Source organism: Paenibacillus sp. PDC88, from assembly GCF_900106725.1.
Classification (GTDB): domain Bacteria; phylum Bacillota; class Bacilli; order Paenibacillales; family Paenibacillaceae; genus Paenibacillus; species Paenibacillus shunpengii.
Genome location: NZ_FNNT01000009.1, coordinates 66581 through 83310, shown reverse-complemented (window position 1 = coordinate 83310; position 16730 = coordinate 66581). Strand labels below are relative to the sequence as shown.

Annotated in this window: 12 protein-coding genes; 7 read left to right on the top strand and 5 right to left on the bottom strand. The window is 45.5% G+C overall.

Annotation, left to right across the window (positions count from 1 at the left end; all coding sequences use genetic code 11):
* The first annotated feature begins 37 nt into the window (after positions 1-37).
* Positions 38-1018, top strand: a complete 981-nt coding sequence (locus BLW49_RS22775; protein WP_090727049.1) for a Gfo/Idh/MocA family protein — start codon at positions 38-40, stop codon at positions 1016-1018.
* A 23-nt stretch (positions 1019-1041) separates the two neighbouring features.
* A complete protein-coding gene (locus BLW49_RS22770; protein WP_090727048.1) occupies positions 1042-1347 on the top strand; it encodes a Dabb family protein in 306 nt (101 codons plus the stop codon).
* Positions 1348-1414: 67 nt separating this feature from the next.
* On the opposite strand, the gene BLW49_RS22765 is transcribed toward BLW49_RS22770, so the two are convergent.
* Positions 1415-2638: a multidrug effflux MFS transporter gene (locus BLW49_RS22765; protein ID WP_076315203.1), complete on the bottom strand. Its 1224-nt coding sequence runs from the start codon at positions 2636-2638 to the stop codon at positions 1415-1417.
* 292 nt (positions 2639-2930) lie between these two features.
* Here BLW49_RS22765 and BLW49_RS22760 point away from each other — a divergent pair, with 292 nt between their 5' ends.
* Together BLW49_RS22760 and BLW49_RS22755 are read left to right on the top strand one after the other, a co-directional pair.
* Complete coding sequence (locus tag BLW49_RS22760; RefSeq protein ID WP_090727047.1) at positions 2931-4121, top strand: MFS transporter; 1191 nt, start codon at positions 2931-2933, stop codon at positions 4119-4121.
* Between the two features lie 201 nt (positions 4122-4322).
* Positions 4323-5297, top strand: coding sequence for an aldo/keto reductase family protein (locus BLW49_RS22755; protein WP_090727045.1), 975 nt, complete (start codon positions 4323-4325; stop codon positions 5295-5297).
* A gap of 26 nt (positions 5298-5323) precedes the next feature.
* On the opposite strand, the gene BLW49_RS22750 is transcribed toward BLW49_RS22755, so the two are convergent.
* On the bottom strand, positions 5324-6493 hold the full coding sequence (locus BLW49_RS22750; RefSeq protein WP_090727043.1) for a S8 family peptidase: 1170 nt from the start codon (positions 6491-6493) through the stop codon (positions 5324-5326).
* Positions 6494-6632: 139 nt separating this feature from the next.
* Between BLW49_RS22750 and BLW49_RS22745 the strand changes: the two genes are divergently transcribed.
* Entirely contained in the window at positions 6633-7514 is an 882-nt protein-coding gene (locus tag BLW49_RS22745) for an NAD-dependent epimerase/dehydratase family protein (protein WP_090727042.1), read from the top strand.
* A gap of 105 nt (positions 7515-7619) precedes the next feature.
* Here the strand turns inward: BLW49_RS22745 and BLW49_RS22740 are convergent, their stop codons facing one another.
* Complete coding sequence (locus BLW49_RS22740) at positions 7620-9743, bottom strand: serine hydrolase domain-containing protein (protein WP_090727040.1); 2124 nt, start codon at positions 9741-9743, stop codon at positions 7620-7622.
* Positions 9744-10044: 301 nt separating this feature from the next.
* On the opposite strand from BLW49_RS22740, the gene BLW49_RS22735 reads away from it, so the two are divergent.
* Together BLW49_RS22735 and BLW49_RS22730 are read left to right on the top strand one after the other, a co-directional pair.
* Positions 10045-11790, top strand: a complete 1746-nt coding sequence (locus BLW49_RS22735; protein ID WP_090727039.1) for an ABC transporter ATP-binding protein — start codon at positions 10045-10047, stop codon at positions 11788-11790.
* Positions 11787-13559, top strand: a complete 1773-nt coding sequence (locus BLW49_RS22730) for an ABC transporter ATP-binding protein (RefSeq protein WP_090727037.1) — start codon at positions 11787-11789, stop codon at positions 13557-13559. Before BLW49_RS22735 ends, BLW49_RS22730 begins: the two co-directional genes overlap by 4 nt.
* Before the next feature lie 140 nt (positions 13560-13699).
* Here BLW49_RS22730 and BLW49_RS22725 read toward each other — a convergent pair whose 3' ends face one another.
* Entirely contained in the window at positions 13700-14806 is a 1107-nt protein-coding gene (locus tag BLW49_RS22725) for a PdaC/SigV domain-containing protein (RefSeq protein WP_090727035.1), read from the bottom strand.
* Positions 14807-15192: 386 nt separating this feature from the next.
* Positions 15193-16728 (bottom strand): sulfatase family protein, encoded by a 1536-nt coding sequence (locus BLW49_RS22720; protein WP_090727033.1) that lies wholly within the window; start codon positions 16726-16728, stop codon positions 15193-15195.
* Between the last annotated feature and the right edge of the window lie 2 nt (positions 16729-16730).

Below are 16730 nucleotides of genomic sequence, written 5' to 3'. Positions count from 1 at the left end.
GGTGACAATCTGTGATTTGAGGAGAGGGGTACATAACATGTCGAAAACGATTAAGTGGGGAATATTAGGAACGGGATGGATCGCATCTCAGTTCACGAAGGACCTTACCTATGCAAGCAATGGAGAGGCCTATGCGGTCGGTTCCAGAACTGCGGAGAGTGCAGAGAAATTTGCCGCCGAGTATGGAATTAAGAAAGCACATGCCAGTTACGAAGACTTGGTAAATGATCCTGAGGTGGATGCGATCTATGTAGCTACGCCGCATCCTTTTCATAAGGAAAATGTGCTCCTGTGTCTAAGAGCAGGAAAAGCGGTATTATGCGAAAAGCCTTTTACAGTGAATGCCGGTGAAGTAGAAGAGCTGGTATCCTTCGCAAGAGAGAATAAACTCTTCCTTATGGAAGGAATGTGGACGAGATTTCTCCCGGCTATATGTAAGGTAAGAGAGTGGCTGAATGAAGGGAAGATTGGACAAATCAAGCTGGTTAAGGCGGATTTCGGCTTCCGTGCAGATTACGATCCAGAAGGCAGGCTCTTAAATCCTAAGCTTGGAGGCGGCGCATTATTAGATGCGGGGATCTACCCGGTATCCTTTGCATCCATGATCTTCGGTGCTGAACCCGAGCAGGTGTGGAGTACAGCACATATTGGGGATACCGGTGTAGATGAAGAGTTCTCACTACTATTCTCCTACGGCAGCGGTAAAACTGCTCAGCTGAACGGGGCCGTGCGTCTCGGCCTCACCAATGAAGCTTTTATTTATGGCACTGATGGACATATCCGCATTCCGTCTTTCCTCAATGCATATACAGCAGAACTCCATGTCAACGGAATTGTAACAACGTTTGAGGATGATCGCGAAAGCATTGGTTACGCATTTGAAGCCGAAGAGCTTGGCAGATGCTTGATTGAAGGACGCACAGAGAGCTCTGTGATTCCGCTGGACGAGTCTGTATCCATTATGAAGCTGCTTGATCAAATTCGTGGCCAGTGGGGACTACGATATCCTTTTGAATAAATCCAACTTAAGGAGTGAATGGGATGAACCAACAGCAAATTATACATTCTGTAGTATTTTCATTGAAACACGCTCATGGCTCTGCGGAAGAATCCGCATTTCTTCAGGACGGAAAGTCTGCACTGAGCAGTATTCCTACCGTTAACCATTTTCAAGTGTTTCGCGAGATCAGCCCGAAGAATACATATGATTATGGATTTTCGATGGTGTTCAACAGTCGGGAAGATTATGAGGCATACAATGTACATCCGAAGCATGTGGAGTTTGTAACTGAGCGCTGGGAGAAGGAAGTCGTTCAGTTCATGGAGATTGACTACAGTGAAATTTAATGGAAAGCTGCACGTCAGTTAGAAAAGAAGGAGCAGATGTCTGAAACATCTGCTCCTTTATTATGGTTTATCGGAATGTTTCCGAATTAGATTTTTTGGCAGAGTCCGGTCTACTCACTAAATTTCTGTAGAAGATTACAGCCAATATACTGGTCATAAAAATGGTAATACCGAAAGGAACAGCAGATGTTTCTCCTGCAACCCCCACGATTGGAGATGAGAGTGCACCTAGTGCAAATTGGAGTGAACCCAAAATAGCGGCCGCACTTCCCGCAATATGACCTTGTGACTCCATAGCGAGTGTAAATGAGACGGGACCTATAATGCCGATCGATACTGCAAATAAAAAGATCGAACTAAACAAAGCAATGAAAGGTCCATGAGACAAAACAACGATTAAAGCGACAGTAGCAGCAATGCACGCAAGCAGCAATCCGGATTGAATAATTCGATCTTCTTCCCATCGTCCAGCGAGGCGTTTGACGAACTGCGATCCTATAATGATACCGAGACCATTCAACGCAAAAAGAATCGAAAATAGCTGAGGCGAAATACCGTATATATTTTGATAAATAAATGGTGTACCCGCAACATAAGCAAATACTCCAGAGAATAAGATCCCATTAACCAGAGCATATCCCATAAAGCTTCTATTTCGAAGTAAAGAACTATAATTGTTTAACACTTCGCTAAAGCTGCTTGGCACACGTCTTTCGACAGGCAAACTTTCGTTTATTTTCCAAGCCGTCAAACCTGTTAGCAGAAGCCCCAGTATCCCTAAAAAGATAAACACACCTATCCAAGAAGTGAAGGTAGTTACTGCGCTCCCTGCTGTTGGGGAGATCAAAGGTGCAATATTACTGATCATCGTTAAAACAGACATAAATTGTACCATTTCTACGCCACGATACCGGTCACGAACAATTGCACGTGAAATGACGAGCCCAGCGGAGGCGACAAATCCCTGGATGAAGCGCAGGACTATGAATATGCCAATGTTTGGTGAAAAAGCACAAGCGATTGAGGCTATCGAATAGAGAATCATAGAGATCAGCAAAGGATTACGTCTTCCATGAACATCACTTAAAGGGCCTGTAACAAGCTGTCCTATACCTAAACCTAATAAGCTGGCAGTTAGACTTGCTTGAATCATAGATGCGCTCGTGCCATAATAATCTGTCATTTGGGGGAGCGATGAGAGATACATATCCACCGTAAATGGCCCTAACGCTGAAAATGCAGATAATAGCAAAGCGAATAGTACCGGATTGTTATTATATTTTGTATTCATATAGTTACCCCCAATTTCATGAAAATTAGTTACTTGTCGTTAATCACTGTTCAATTATAATAGGTAATATAAAATCTTCAATTGTCTAATTCGTCTAAATTGTTGAATAATGAACGGATACTTATGATCTGTTAATTAACTCTGTTAATATGAATTCTGTGTAACTGTAATTTGGAGGGATAAAAATGATGATGCTGTTGTTCTTTTGATTCGAGCTTGAGTTAGTTCAAACATAACTTATAGCTCGTATCGATGAGTAATCGATACGCTAATTTTGGAGGTATCGATTCATATGACAAGTAACAAATGGAAATCTATATTTATTGCTTTATACACAGGACAGTTCTTCTCATTACTGAGCAGTGCTGCGGTGCAGTTTAGTATGATCTGGTGGCTGACCGACACGACGGGTTCTCCGCTCATATTAGCCATGGCTGGAATTGCGGGTTTTCTTCCCCAGGCATTGATTGGTCCGCTTGCAGGAACCCTTATTGACCGTTATTCACGCAAACTTATGATGATTGCAGCTGATCTGACCGTCGCTTTAGGGAGTCTCTTGCTATTTATCACCATGCTGTATCAAGAGCCTGGTATTGGACTTATTATTGTAGTATTGGTCATTCGGTCCTTAGCCACGGCCTTTCATATGCCTGCCATGCAGGCTACGATTCCGCTGCTTGTTCCTGAAGAGCATCTGACCAAGGCTTCCGGCTGGGGTCAAATGGTAGGATCCATTACGAATATTGCTGGACCCGCGCTGGGGATGAGCATTCTTGCTGCCAGCTCCCTGGAATGGGTTCTGCTCATTGACGTCTTTGGAGCCTTGATTGCTTCAACGATGGTATTGTTCATCAAAATACCCAAGCTGTCTAAACAAGTGGATCAAGGTGGAACAAGCCTGTTAGCTGAGATGAAAGAAGGCTACCATGCGATCGTTAGCCATCTCAAGGTATGGAGATTGGCGATCCTGATCATGGTCGTCAGCATTCTATATATTCCCGTTGGTACGTACTTTCCACTGATGGTAAGAAACCATTTTGATCAGGGTGTACTTCAGGCAGGGATGGTTGAAATCGTCTTTGCCATCGGATTGATCGTGGGTGCATCCGTGATAGGGATATTCGGTGACAGATTCAGCAAGGTTCGGCTTATGGCAGGAGGCATGCTCATTATGGGCGTTGCTTTATTTATATCAGGTATTCTGCCGGCATCCGCATTCTATGTATTTGTCGTCATGAGTCTGTTAATCGGGCTCTCTGGTCCGATCTTTTCCGCTCCGTTCTCTGCATTAATTCAAAGCGAGATTGAACCGCACCTGCTCGGCAGAGTGTTTAGCTTTATAGGCAGCATGTCTTTGCTGGCGGCTCCCATTGGACTCGGCATCGCTGGTGTATTTATTGAATTCACGAATGTTGCGATGCTATTCATGGCTGCTGGTGTTCTAATCGTAGTGAATGCACTAATTACGTGGCGTCTGAAGTAAAATAGCTAGATTAATAATAAACCGCGCATTGTCACGAATCCAGGTGGCTTGCGCGGTTTTGTTATTCCATGCTGTGTAAATAAAATGGTCAACATCAAATTTCCCCATTGCCCTTTATTCCGAATTTCCTATATATTGAAGGGGTCATTGGTTTCACTCTATTAGAAAATAAAATCATATGCAGAGAGGAAGCGAGAGTCCATGAAATACAGGAGAGTAGGATCAAGCGGAATCAAGGTTAGTGAGATTGGTCTGGGCAGCTGGTTAACCTATGGTACAGCGGCAGAACAGCAGGCAGCAGATGCTTGTATTGATAAGGCCTTTGAATGCGGGATTAATTTCTTTGATACAGCTAATGCATACAATCGGGGTGAGGGAGAAAAGGCGTTAGGGACAGCTCTAAGATCGTATAAACGCTCGGACTATGTGCTGAGCACGAAGGTATTCTTCCCGATGGGAGAGGGACCTAATGATAGAGGCTTGTCCAGAAAAGCAATCATGGAGCAATGTGAGGCGAGTCTTACGCGTCTGGGAACAGACTATATCGACATCTATTTTTGCCATCGGTATGATGATGAAACACCTACGGAAGAGACTCTGCGTGCACTGGATGATCTAACTGCACAAGGCAAAATCCTATACGCTGCAATTAGCGAGTGGAGTCCTGCTCAGATTACAGAGGCTGCAGTCATCTCGAAACAACTGAATCTCCGTCCCCTCATTGCGAATCAACCGATATATAATATGTTCGAACGTTACATAGAAGAAGAGGTGCTGAGTGTGTCCGAGCAAGCAGGAATGGGTCAGATCGTATTCTCACCGCTTGCCCAGGGTATCCTCACAGGTAAATACAAGCCAGGAGCGAAACCGCCGGCAGGTACACGAGCAGCTAATGAAGCCGTGAATGGAGTGATCCGCAGTTACCTGCGTGACGACGTGCTTGAGGTGGTGTACCAGCTCGATGGACTAGCGAATGAACTTGGAGTGAAGCTGTCTCAGCTCGCACTTGCATGGACACTTCGCCTGCCGGGAATCAGCTCTGCATTGATAGGTGCCAGCAGACCTGAACAAATTGTGGAGAATGCGAAATCCGTAGATATTGAGCTGGATTCTACAACGCTGGCGAGAATTGATCAAATATTAGCTCAAGTCAAAGATTTTGCACCGATGAGATAGACTCTACTGGGATCGGTCCATTTGATTTAAGAGACAGGCTGCTGTACTGCACGTAATGCATTTATGCGGCCATGCGCCCAGTAAGTGCCTGTACCTGCGATCGGGTCGCAAGTAAATACAATACAGTCTCTTACATTGACGTTCGATCTGCCCTGAGCTGCAAGCAAAGCTGCAAGACCTGATACGAGAGGCGCAGCCATTGAAGTACCGCTTAAATAAGCGTAGCTGCTGCCAAGATACGTGGACAAGATTTGGTCACCTGGTGCTGCAACATCGACCCATGCACCGTAATTGGAAAAGGCCGACTTCACATCCGATGCATTCGTTGATGCCACTGCGACGACACCGGGGAGATAGGCCGGATACATTGGTGTTGTTGTATTATCGTTACCTGCTGCTGCAATAACAACAGCGCCACGATCCCAGGCATACTGCACAGCCGCTTGAAGAAACGAATCGTTAGCTGGTGATCCAAGGCTTAAGTTCACGACATGTGCTCCGTTGTTCGCGGCATAGACAATGCCATTAGCGACACTGGACAATAAGCCATTCCCGCTGTTATCCAAAGAGCGAATGGGGATGATGGAGGCGAAGGGAGCCATGCCGGCAATGCCGACTCCATTGTTGGTTGCAGCGGCAGCTATGCCGGCGACATGCGTGCCGTGTCCATTCCCATCGCTGGTGTTAGGATCCCAATCCACGTAGTCATAACCCGGAAGTAATTTTCCAGCCAGCTCAGGATGGTCCGGCTGTACACCGGTATCTACCACCGCTATTCTTATGGCAGCAGAGCTCTGGGTGAGGTCCCATGCAGCAGGAGCCAGCACTTTTTGTGGAGCATATTGATAGCCAGGATAGAAGGGGTCATTCGGAGTGTATACGGCCTTGTACACATGATTGGGTTCGGCTGATTCAATCAGCTCGTGCTTACGATATATGTTAAGCATTTTACGCATTTTTCGTTTAGAAGTAATTCGATAGAATCCTAGATCCTCATATGAATCGATAACGGTACATTTTGCTTTGTGGTGCAGAGCCTTCATGTCATCCTGTGATGTGCCCTCAACAAACTTGATAATCAGCTCGTTTGGCGCATGAGGGTGGAATTTACTGTCTGCCCGTTTGTCCAAATATCGTAATGTGATGATTGAGAGCACAATCACTGCGGCCACTGATAATCCTAAAGCCAGCCACATAACCATTCCTCCTCTATGAAATCAGTGATAGATTTGGAATATCATATGTGAGGCGAGAATGAAGGCTTGGACTTCGCGGTAGTTAATTGTTGTATTGTATACCTTACTGTTAAATGAGAGGAAATGGAGGGAAGAACGAATGAAGAAGGTTCTGATCCTTGGCGGAACGCGTTTTTTTGGAAAAAGACTGGTGGAGTACCTGCTGCAAGAAGGTAAATCTGAAATTACGGTAGCCACGCGCGGAAACACACCTATTCCTTTTGGAGAAGAAGTAAGACATCTCATCGTCGATCGCGAGGTAGAGGAGCAGCTGCGAGCAGCCGCTGAAAAAGAAGAGTGGGATATCGTGTATGATAATATATGTTACTCTCCAGATGCAGCCATGGATGCGGTGAAGCTCTTTGATGGCAGAACGAAGAAGTACATTTTCACATCCAGTTTGTCCGTTTACGATGCAGGGGTTAAGGATGCTTTGGAGGAAGAGGATTTTGATCCTTCGACGTATGGGATTCAGCATGGCAGACACGACCGTTTTACATATCAGGAGGGTAAACGTCAGGCTGAAGCTGTATTTATGCAGCAAGCCTCTTTTCCTGTCGTATGCGTACGATTTCCGATCGTACTCGGAACCGATGATTACACCAAACGTTTGCATTTCCATGTGGATCGCATTAAAGATGGCAGACCGATTGGACTGCCTAATCTGAACGCCCGAATGGGATTTATTCATTCAGAGGAAGCCGCACGCTTTCTGGCATGGGCAGGAGCCTCCAGCATTACCGGCCCTGTAAACGCGGCATCACAGAATACCATTTCTCTCGGTGAGTTGATGGACCTTATCGAATCGAAGACAGGTAAGAAGGCACAGCTGACGAAGGAAGTGGGGGAGGATGCTACTTCACCTTTTGGAGTCGAAGACTCCTGGTTTATGAACACGAATAAAGCCGCCGAAGCTGGCTTTGAATTTGATGATTTGAATGAGTGGCTTCCTAAGCTGATAGATCAGCTTGCCCTAGGTTAATTCCTAGAGTTAGGAAGCTAACAAAAAGAACACTTCAGGCTGCATTTTTGCAACCGAAGTGTTCTTTCTTATATAGCTCCTTGTATCCTCAACTTATTACTCGATTTATTCTTCCCCGGAAGAAGTTGCTGCTTGAGCTTGCTCCGAAGCCAGGGCTGCTGCAATTTGATCTGTCGGTTGTGTTAATAGTTTATAAATAAATGCTGCATTTTCTTGTACATTCAGCGGTTTTTTGGACTGAAAGTCGGCAGAACCATCCGAATGAATGTCTACTTCGGGTCCATAAATACCAAGCCCGATCATCATTTTGACCGCAGGAACGGCCCATTCGCTCGTGTTGCCTGATAGTTTAACTTCAGTAAAGAGTTCATCAGGATACTGTAGTTTATAGATTCTCCACAGCATGACAGCTGCTTCCTGACGTGTGATGGCTTGATTTGGTTTAAATTGCTTCGTGTCACCCATCATGCCTATTTCCAGGGCGGATTGGATATAACCAGCGGAAGCATGCTGTGCCCAATCCGTTCCTTCTGCAGGTGATGTCTTACTGGCAGGAATGTTGCTGACCTTCAAGATCTCCTCAACAAATTCAGCTCGTGTGACGATATGCTTAGGGTTGACCGACGTACTTGCGTCATTTGGATAATAGCCTAAAGACTGAAGAGCGTATAATGCTTCAGCATAGGGACTGCTTGGACTTACATCCCTAAACCCTGCTGGTGCTACACCTTTGCGTTCGTAACCCATTGGATTCAGATAGGGCTCTTTCAAATATACGCTGCCATCTTCGTGTTCTTTAAATGCGGTAAACTGGCCGCTGATCTCATCGACAAACAGATTCTCCTCTACCTGTGTAAGGACACGAGGCCCAAGGAATGCATCCTGAATGGCCATCTTGCCTGCCTGCTCCTCTGCTCCTGAGACAGAGCTGACGATGGTGCTTAAACGCAGGTCTGCGTACAATCCGGCATAACGCTGAAGCTCATCTGCGGATTGAGGCTCATAGTCGTCAAATTCGGCTGCCTCTGCATACTGAGGGAAGAATTCATTGATAAAAGCAGGATAGAACAGACTCCGAAGAGCACCTGTCTGATTATAGGTAAGGAAGACACCCGTATTCTGCTCCGGAATAAGGAAGAGATAAGAACTGAATCCGATTAGATCCCCTCCCTTTGTAATAATCTTAGGGCTGCTTCCGGCTCCAGGGAGCTGAAAAGCGGCCTCAAAGCCATAGGTTGTGTCCGGTAAAAGAGGGTGGATCGCCGAACGATAAATTTCCATACTATCAACCGTCGACTCAGATAGAATTCGGTTCTCACCGTCCGTTCCGCCGTTTAGGAAGGCAATCATAAATTGGCTGATATCTTCAGCGGTTGTCAGCATTCCACCATGAGGCATGGGATTCGGAGATATCGCGTATAGATCAACGGGATTCTTCGCTGCATCGTAACCGGTTGCAAGCTGTTCTTTAAACCTGTCCGTCAGCAGGAAGCTGCTGTTCTTCATTCCCAGCGGTTCAAAAATATGATCCTGCATATACTCCTCATACGGTTGACCGCTCACTTCTTGAACGACAAGTCCTAATAAGAGAGAGGCAAAGTTATCATACATATAAGAGCTCCCCGGTTCACGAACAACGGGAGGCATATGCTCTCGAACATAATCCTCAATGGATACGGTTTTATCAAAATCCGTGTGAATATCTTCCTGCTGAGGATCCCGGATCTCGAATCCTGTTGTATGTGTCAGTAAATGCTCAATCGTTACCGGTTTGTCATAAGGGTTATCGAATTCAAGACCCTTTATGTATTGCTTGATATCAGCTTTCAAGTCGATTTTCCCTTGTTCAACCAGCTGCATCGCGGCCACAGCGTTGAATGTCTTGGATACAGAGGCTACTCGGAAAGCTGTTTCTTCAGGATCTACCTGCGACTGCGCTGCCAGGTCAGAATATCCGTAGCCTTCTTGTGCAACGACTTCACCGTCTTTAACAATAACAACGGAGGCTCCCACATATTGTGCCATTGCCTCAGGTGAATTAAAGAACTTATCCAGGAATACGGATGCTGTCTCTGGATTTAGTACTTTAACCTGCTGAGCTTCCTTTGCCGCAGACGTTTGCTCTTCGGCCAGAGCAGTTGGGGCAATAGACCCTAGTACAAGCACTGAAGCGAGAAATACGCTGGACAGTGATTTTACATGCTTATGCAGGGTGAGTTTGAATACCATGAAATCACTCCTTATCTGGAATTTAGACTCCTTGGAAAGATTAGGAATCCTATTTATTATAACAGAGCGATGTTAGAAGAAGGGGAGATTTATAGAAAAATAATAATGATATGCAGGAGCGCACGTCGTTTCGCAGGCATGACAATCATTGGGCCCTTATTCGATTCGAATTGGGATTATAATTATTTTTTACCTAGGAATGGATGTTCGTTTCATGTAGACTTATTATGATTTATCAGCAAATGACCTAAGGTCAAATGAAAATAAGAGATACATATTTGTGTAGATGGGGGTGGGCACTGTGCCCAAGAAAGAAAAATTATCGATGACATGGCTGCTAAGGTATTTGAAGCCAGTCAAAGGACGGCTGCTCTTGCTGCTGATTATGCTGCTGACATCAACCGGCTTGCAGTTATTGAATCCGCAGATTGTGCAGCGGTTTATCGACACGGCCGCAGGCGGAGGACTGCTCGAAACTTTATTTCAGCTGGCAGGAATATACCTGGTTGTAGCCGTCATTAATCAGCTAATAACTGTAGCCGTCAGCTATTTCGGTAATGATGTATCCTGGCGTTCAACCAATCAGCTGCGTGGTGATCTGCTGAAGCACTGTCTTCGGCTTGATATGAAGTTCCATAATGTGAGAACGCCAGGTGAGATGATTGAACGAGTCGATGGAGATGTGACGGCCATTTCCAATTTTTTTGCGATGTTTATCGTCCAGGTCATCGGCAGCTTCGTATTGCTCGCTGGGATCTTGGGTTTCATGTTCACGATCAACGTACCTATTGCACTCGTCATGACGGCATTTACGCTGATTTCGATCTTATTCATGGTTGTGATCCGTAATCTTGGAGTGCGATCCTCAAAGGAAGAAAGGGAGGTCAGCGCTTCTCTATTCGGTTTAATTGAAGAGCGGATTGCTGGAATTGAAGATGTTCAGGCTAATGGTCACGTGCCATATGTCATGAATCGATTTCATCGGCTGATGCGCTCCGTATTTATTAAGGGAAGAAGAGCCTGGATGCTTCGGGTTATTCCGTGGAATACAACGGTTATCCTGTTTGCGCTTGCGGTAACCGCGGTGCTGCTGATCGGCGTGCATTATTACATGTCCGGAGCCATTACACTGGGTACATTGTACCTAATTTATCAATATACTCAGATGCTGAACGAACCTATTGAAATTTTGGGTGATCAAATACAGGAATTTCAAAAAGCAAAATCCGGAATGCTGCGTTCAAGAGAACTGTTATCCTTGCGAAGTGAAATTACAGAAGGTGAGGAGGGCGAACTCCCGGCAGGACCCTTGGGACTCGAATTTGAGCATGTTCACTTCAGTTATAACGTGGATAAACCAATTCTTACCGATATTCACTTTAAGCTCAAGCCTGGAGAACTTCTAGGTATAATTGGCCGGACAGGCAGCGGCAAATCCAGCCTTAGCCGAACTCTGCTTAGGTTATACAATATCAACAGCGGCGTTATACGAGTAGGTGGTGTAGATGTTACCAAGCTGTCTCTGCCTGCGCTGTATAAACGCATAGGGATGGTTACTCAGGATGTACAGCTGTTTGATGGAACACTTCGTGAGAACTTGACCCTGTTCAATCAAGAAATTTCGGATGATGAGATTTTGCGCAAAACAGAGCAGCTCGGTCTAAGCAGATGGATTGAAGCTCAGCCTAACGGACTTGATACACATCTGAGCACGGGAGGTACCTCTTTATCCGCCGGTGAAGCTCAATTATTTGCCTTAACCCGAGTGTTTCTTACGAAACCGAGCCTGGTCATCCTTGATGAACCATCTTCGAGGCTGGATGCGGCAACGGAAGCGATGCTTCAGTCAGCTGTTGATCAGATGATGAAGGAATGCACCGGAATTATGATTGCTCACCGGCTTGCTACACTGAATCAAGTAGACAAAATTATGGTGCTGGGTGATGGCAAAATATTGGAGTTTGGAGAACGAGATGAGCTCGCGAGAAATCCAGCCTCCCACTATGCAAGATTGCTCGTTACAGGCAGAGAGGAGGAGCTGGCATGACCGTAGCTGGCTTTATTAATAAGCTTTTTAGATTCAAGCCATTTTTGTTTATCATCAATGGTCTATTATGGTGTATGTTTCATTCCCTCCCGCTAGTTATCGGGCTTGCGATGCAGTGGTTCTTCGATCGGGCAGCTGCCGGGAATACCAACGATTATTTGTGGCTTGCTGTGCCGCTGCTCGTCATGGTAGCTGTAAGAATTACGAGAGTAGGAACCATGCTCATCGCCTTCTATGAATGGGTAACCTATATTTTTCATATCCAAGCGATTCTGCGGACGAATATGCTGGCAGGCATTATGCGCTGGCCCGGACGGAATCTGCCTGCTTCGCCTGGAGAAGCGATGAGTCGTTTCCGTGATGATGTGAATGAGGTCGTTGAATATGTGGAATCCTGGGTAGATTTCTGGGGAATGTTCGTATTCGCTGTCGTTTCAGTCTCCATCATGGCAAGCATTAACTGGAAGATTACCTTAGTTGCTGTATTGCCGTTAATCATCGTTACACTGCTGAACAACCTCTCTGGCAATCGGGCGCGCAGATATGGACAGCAGAATCAGGAGGCAACCGGACGAATTACAAGCTTTATCGCGGAGACCTTCGGCGCCGTCCAAGCACTGAAGCTGGGTCAGGCAGAAGATCACGTACATGCTCGATTTATGAAGCTGAACGAAGACCGCCGTCAGGCTGCTCTCAAGGATAACTTGTTTAAGCAATGGATGAGATCGTTGAATCAGCATATTCTAAGTATTTGTACGGGACTTATCCTTCTGATGTGTGCAGCAGAGATGAGAAATGGTAATTTTACCGTTGGAGATTTTGCTCTATTTACCACTTATTTAACAAGCATTGGATTTAGTATCTCATTATTCGGTTATATGGTGTTCCAGCACAAGCGTCTTAAGGTGTCCTTTGACCGAATGCGTATGCTGTTCCGCCCAGGTGAAGAGGACCGGATTATCGATCATCGTGAAATATATTTGTATGAAGATCCTCCCGAGCTGCCCGTCATAAGCAGAGATGATACGGAGAAACTGAGAGAGGTCACCGTCCGTAATCTCACCTATCAATATCCGAATTCGAATCACGGGATCAAGGATGTAAATCTGCAGCTGAAGCGTGGACAGTTCCTTGTTATTACGGGAAGAATCGGTTCAGGTAAATCGACCTTGGTTCGGGCTATGCTGGGATTGCTTCCTAAGCAGGCAGGATCCATTCAGTGGAATGGAACTGAGATCGAGCCAGCACAGTTCTTAACACCGCCAAGAGCGGCTTATACACCGCAAGTGCCACGCTTGTTCAGTGATACCTTGAAGGAGAACATAGTTCAGGGCAAGTGTAGCCGTGTGGAAGAGTCCCTCGAGCGTGCGATGAATCTGGCTGTAATGAATAAAGATGTAGGGGACCTGGAAAAAGGACTCGATACGCTTGTTGGACCAAGAGGCGTGATGCTGTCCGGTGGACAAATACAGCGGGCCGCTACGGCGCGCATGCTGATGACTGACTCAGATCTGTATATATTCGATGATCTATCGAGCGCACTAGATGTTGAAACCGAGCAGCAGGTGTGGGATGGACTGTTCAAGGAAGAGGATGTGACCTGCATCGCCGTCTCTCACCGAAGAGCAGCCTTATCCAAGGCAGACCATATTAACGTAATGAAGGATGGACGAATTGAGGCAGAAGGCAGCCTTCATGAACTATTAGAGAGCTGTGAAGAGATGCAGCTGCTATGGCAAGGAGAACAGACTCCAGTAAAAGTATCCTAGCGATCATCATCTCACAATGACCTGCGAGTTAGGATGTAAATTCTGAATGATGTACCAAAAACACCTTTGGAGGGCTCCAAAGGTGTTTTTTCATATCCGTATATGGTTCCAACTTGAACGCATTTAGAAGTTCCTTATTCTTATTTCGCAGCCGCAAATGGATCCGTTCCTTTAGGCAGTAGATCTGCAAAATTAAAGGTATAGGTTGGGAATCCATCAGCATAGGATGCAATCTCATAAATTTGGTAGAAGACCGTTAATCCATTCTCGGATACATAGAAATCCGGATCTTCCTTCAAACCATTAAATCCAAAGTTATACTTGTCTGCGGTTGTCTTCTTCTTCAGCATTTGATCCAGCTTCTTCTTGGCAGCATCTGATGAATGGAGCAGATCGTCCATTGTCAACTGCTTACCATCTTTGAGGGAGAATGTAAAGCCTTCGCGGTAAGTCATTCCATGAGCACCACCTACATATTCATACAGGTCAGTGGCTATGCTGAGCACGCCTTCCCGGTTAAACGTGACGAGGAAGGTACCATGAAATTCATAAGGGCGTTCATATTCAGCATCCCGATCGTTTGCTTTTTTCTTCGCTTCTGCTGCGAAAGCTTCCGCTTTATCTTTAAACGTTTTGTTCATTGCTTCCTGCGCTTCTTTATTTACCAGACCACTTACTTGAGGATAGCGGATGTCAATGGTTGCATTGTTATTACTGTCTGAGATCGTTTCCGAAGAGATGTTCACCTTGTTTTGCTGCTGCTTTTTCAGCGTTAATATTTTGGCTGATGCATTATAAGATCCCTGGATACCTAAATAATCCTTCAACACTCGAAAAGGAACATAGAGCTTCCCATTTATATTTTTGGCTTCATACTGGATACTGTTATTACCAATATAACGTTCATTAATATAGGTGTTGATGCCATATTCGGACACTTCTAATTTCATTTGAGTGACTCCGCTTCCGACAGTGTAGGTTTTAAAACCATCTTTGCCAGCTTGATAACTTAATTTAAGCCCTAGATCATCTCTTAACACCGAGATGGGAATCATCGTGTTTCCATTTACCAGCTTGCCTGAAGCAGAAAGAGTCTTTCCATTATATTTCATTACCACGTCGGAAGCTTTGACTGAAATTGCGGCAGCAACGACTGCTTCGGACTGCCCACTTAAGAAGCTCGCGTTACCTACCAATAGACCTGCGGACAAAATAGCTGCGGACCATTTCATACTTTTCTTATTCATTATTATTTCCTCCCTAATCTAAGCTGTTCGCTCTTCTTATTATGTATTACCCAAAAATTCCTTTTTCTTATAAGAGAAAACTCTTATATTGACACGAGTCACTGGAGACGATTGGCTTCTTGTTAGCAATACTGCTGTAAGACAAGATTTATTATAGGGAGGAAATGAGGGGAAATGTTTACAGTGAGGGTTACAGTATTGTTGTCGAAAACAGGAGAATGGGGGGGGATTAAGCCGTTATGGAGAGCTTCGTAAGTAACCACATTTCATCAAACAGTATGTTGATGTGCGAGGTGCAGTTCGCAATCAGATGACAACTCTACATTTTTTTGTAAGAAAAAGACCGCACAAACCATAATTTGTTCATGCGGCTAGTTACTCATATTTTATGCTCCTGTAATTCTTGGCATCGGCATGGACTCTTTGCCCAACTCAGCCCATGCATACTTTAAGAGCAGCTCTGTCTTGAGATCTTTCCGTTCAGGGTCATCCCATAAATTGTTCAGCTCCTGCGGATCTTCCTGAAGGTCAAAGATTTCACCATAGGTTTGATTGTAATATATCGTAATCTTGTACCTAGCATCCACGTAAGTCTTCTGGTGAATCGTTGTGGGCTCATGCCGGAACTCACATATCGCATGATCACGAGCAGAAGTGCTCTCGCCCAGCCATACCTTTTCCTGATCAACACCAGTCATCGCATGTGGAATGGGCAGATCACAGAATGACAGGAAGGTAGGGGCAAGGTCAACCAGGGATTGAATCGCATTGCTTTGCTGACCGGCAGGAACATGACCAGGGTAACGTACAATGAGAGGCAGCTTAATTAGATCCTCGTAATGAAACCCGCCTTTAGCCTGTAAGCCATGCTGGCCGAAGAAATGTCCATGATCCGTTGTAAAGACGACAATCGTGTTGTCGGCAAGTCCGAGCTCATCAAGCTTATCGAGTATTTTGCCAATATATTTATCCATCAGACTGATCATTCCGTAGTAAACGCCTACAAGCTTCTTCTTATCGTAATCTGTAAGTCTCGCACGCTTGCCGTATTCATAGTAATGATGTGAGCGATATCCGTGTATTCCCTGACCGGTTTCCGACAAGTAGGAGAAGTCGGGATTTTCCTCTTGTGTTTTGCCAAAATGGGGCGGATTCTTGTCATGCTCACCTTCGACTATCGTGGGAATGGTCAATTGGTCTGGATCATACATCGAATCCCAAGGCTCAGGGGCCAAATACTCCGGATGAGGATCAAAGAAGCTGGACCACAAGAAGAAGCTGTCGTCGTTCGCTTTGAAATCTTCAAGCAGTGCATTGGTCCGTTCAGCGATCCAAGTATTGTAATGATATTTTTCCGGAATAGGCCAATTATAGGTTCGGGTGCGATCCATAGTCCCGATCTCAGGAAGGAAGTAATCTCTCCAGTTATGCAGGCCTTTCTCTTCCATCCATAGAGCATAGTGCTGACCGACATGCCCCTCATTCGTATGGTTACGTGCCAGCTCTACATGGTCAAATCCATAGAAAGGACCATTGAATTCCCTCCAATATTCAAAATCATGCAACACAGGATGTGCTTCCATGGAAGGGTAAGTCTCTGTGGATACTAATGGCTGGAAGTGCGCTTTCCCGATCAGCGCCGTTTGATAGCCGGCCGCCTTGAAATCCTCACCCACCGTATGCCGATCCTCCAGTAGTTTGGTGCCGAGTGTCCAGGCTCCATGTTGACTTGGATACATGCCCGTAATGATGGAGGCACGGCTAGGCGTGCAAGTCGGGTTAGGACAATAAGCTCTATTAAAAGTCGTACCTTCTCTTACTAACCGATCAAGGTTAGGGGTATGCAGCTCATTATTGAAAGCGCCGATCGTATCCCAGTGCTGCTGATCGCTTGTAATTAACAATATGTTAGGTTTCTTCATCG

Bases quoted from the DNA above. Each gene is read 5' to 3' on its own strand.
- BLW49_RS22775 (WP_090727049.1), top strand. From the start codon at position 38: ATGTCGAAAACGATTAAGTGGGGAATATTAGGAACGGGATGGATCGCA.
- BLW49_RS22770 (WP_090727048.1), top strand. From the start codon at position 1,042: ATGAACCAACAGCAAATTATACATTCTGTAGTATTTTCATTGAAACAC.
- BLW49_RS22765 (WP_076315203.1), bottom strand. From the start codon at position 2,638: ATGAATACAAAATATAATAACAATCCGGTACTATTCGCTTTGCTATTA.
- BLW49_RS22760 (WP_090727047.1), top strand. From the start codon at position 2,931: ATGACAAGTAACAAATGGAAATCTATATTTATTGCTTTATACACAGGA.
- BLW49_RS22755 (WP_090727045.1), top strand. From the start codon at position 4,323: ATGAAATACAGGAGAGTAGGATCAAGCGGAATCAAGGTTAGTGAGATT.
- BLW49_RS22750 (WP_090727043.1), bottom strand. From the start codon at position 6,493: ATGTGGCTGGCTTTAGGATTATCAGTGGCCGCAGTGATTGTGCTCTCA.
- BLW49_RS22745 (WP_090727042.1), top strand. From the start codon at position 6,633: ATGAAGAAGGTTCTGATCCTTGGCGGAACGCGTTTTTTTGGAAAAAGA.
- BLW49_RS22740 (WP_090727040.1), bottom strand. From the start codon at position 9,743: ATGGTATTCAAACTCACCCTGCATAAGCATGTAAAATCACTGTCCAGC.
- BLW49_RS22730 (WP_090727037.1), top strand. From the start codon at position 11,787: ATGACCGTAGCTGGCTTTATTAATAAGCTTTTTAGATTCAAGCCATTT.
- BLW49_RS22725 (WP_090727035.1), bottom strand. From the start codon at position 14,806: ATGAATAAGAAAAGTATGAAATGGTCCGCAGCTATTTTGTCCGCAGGT.
- BLW49_RS22720 (WP_090727033.1), bottom strand. From the start codon at position 16,728: ATGAAGAAACCTAACATATTGTTAATTACAAGCGATCAGCAGCACTGG.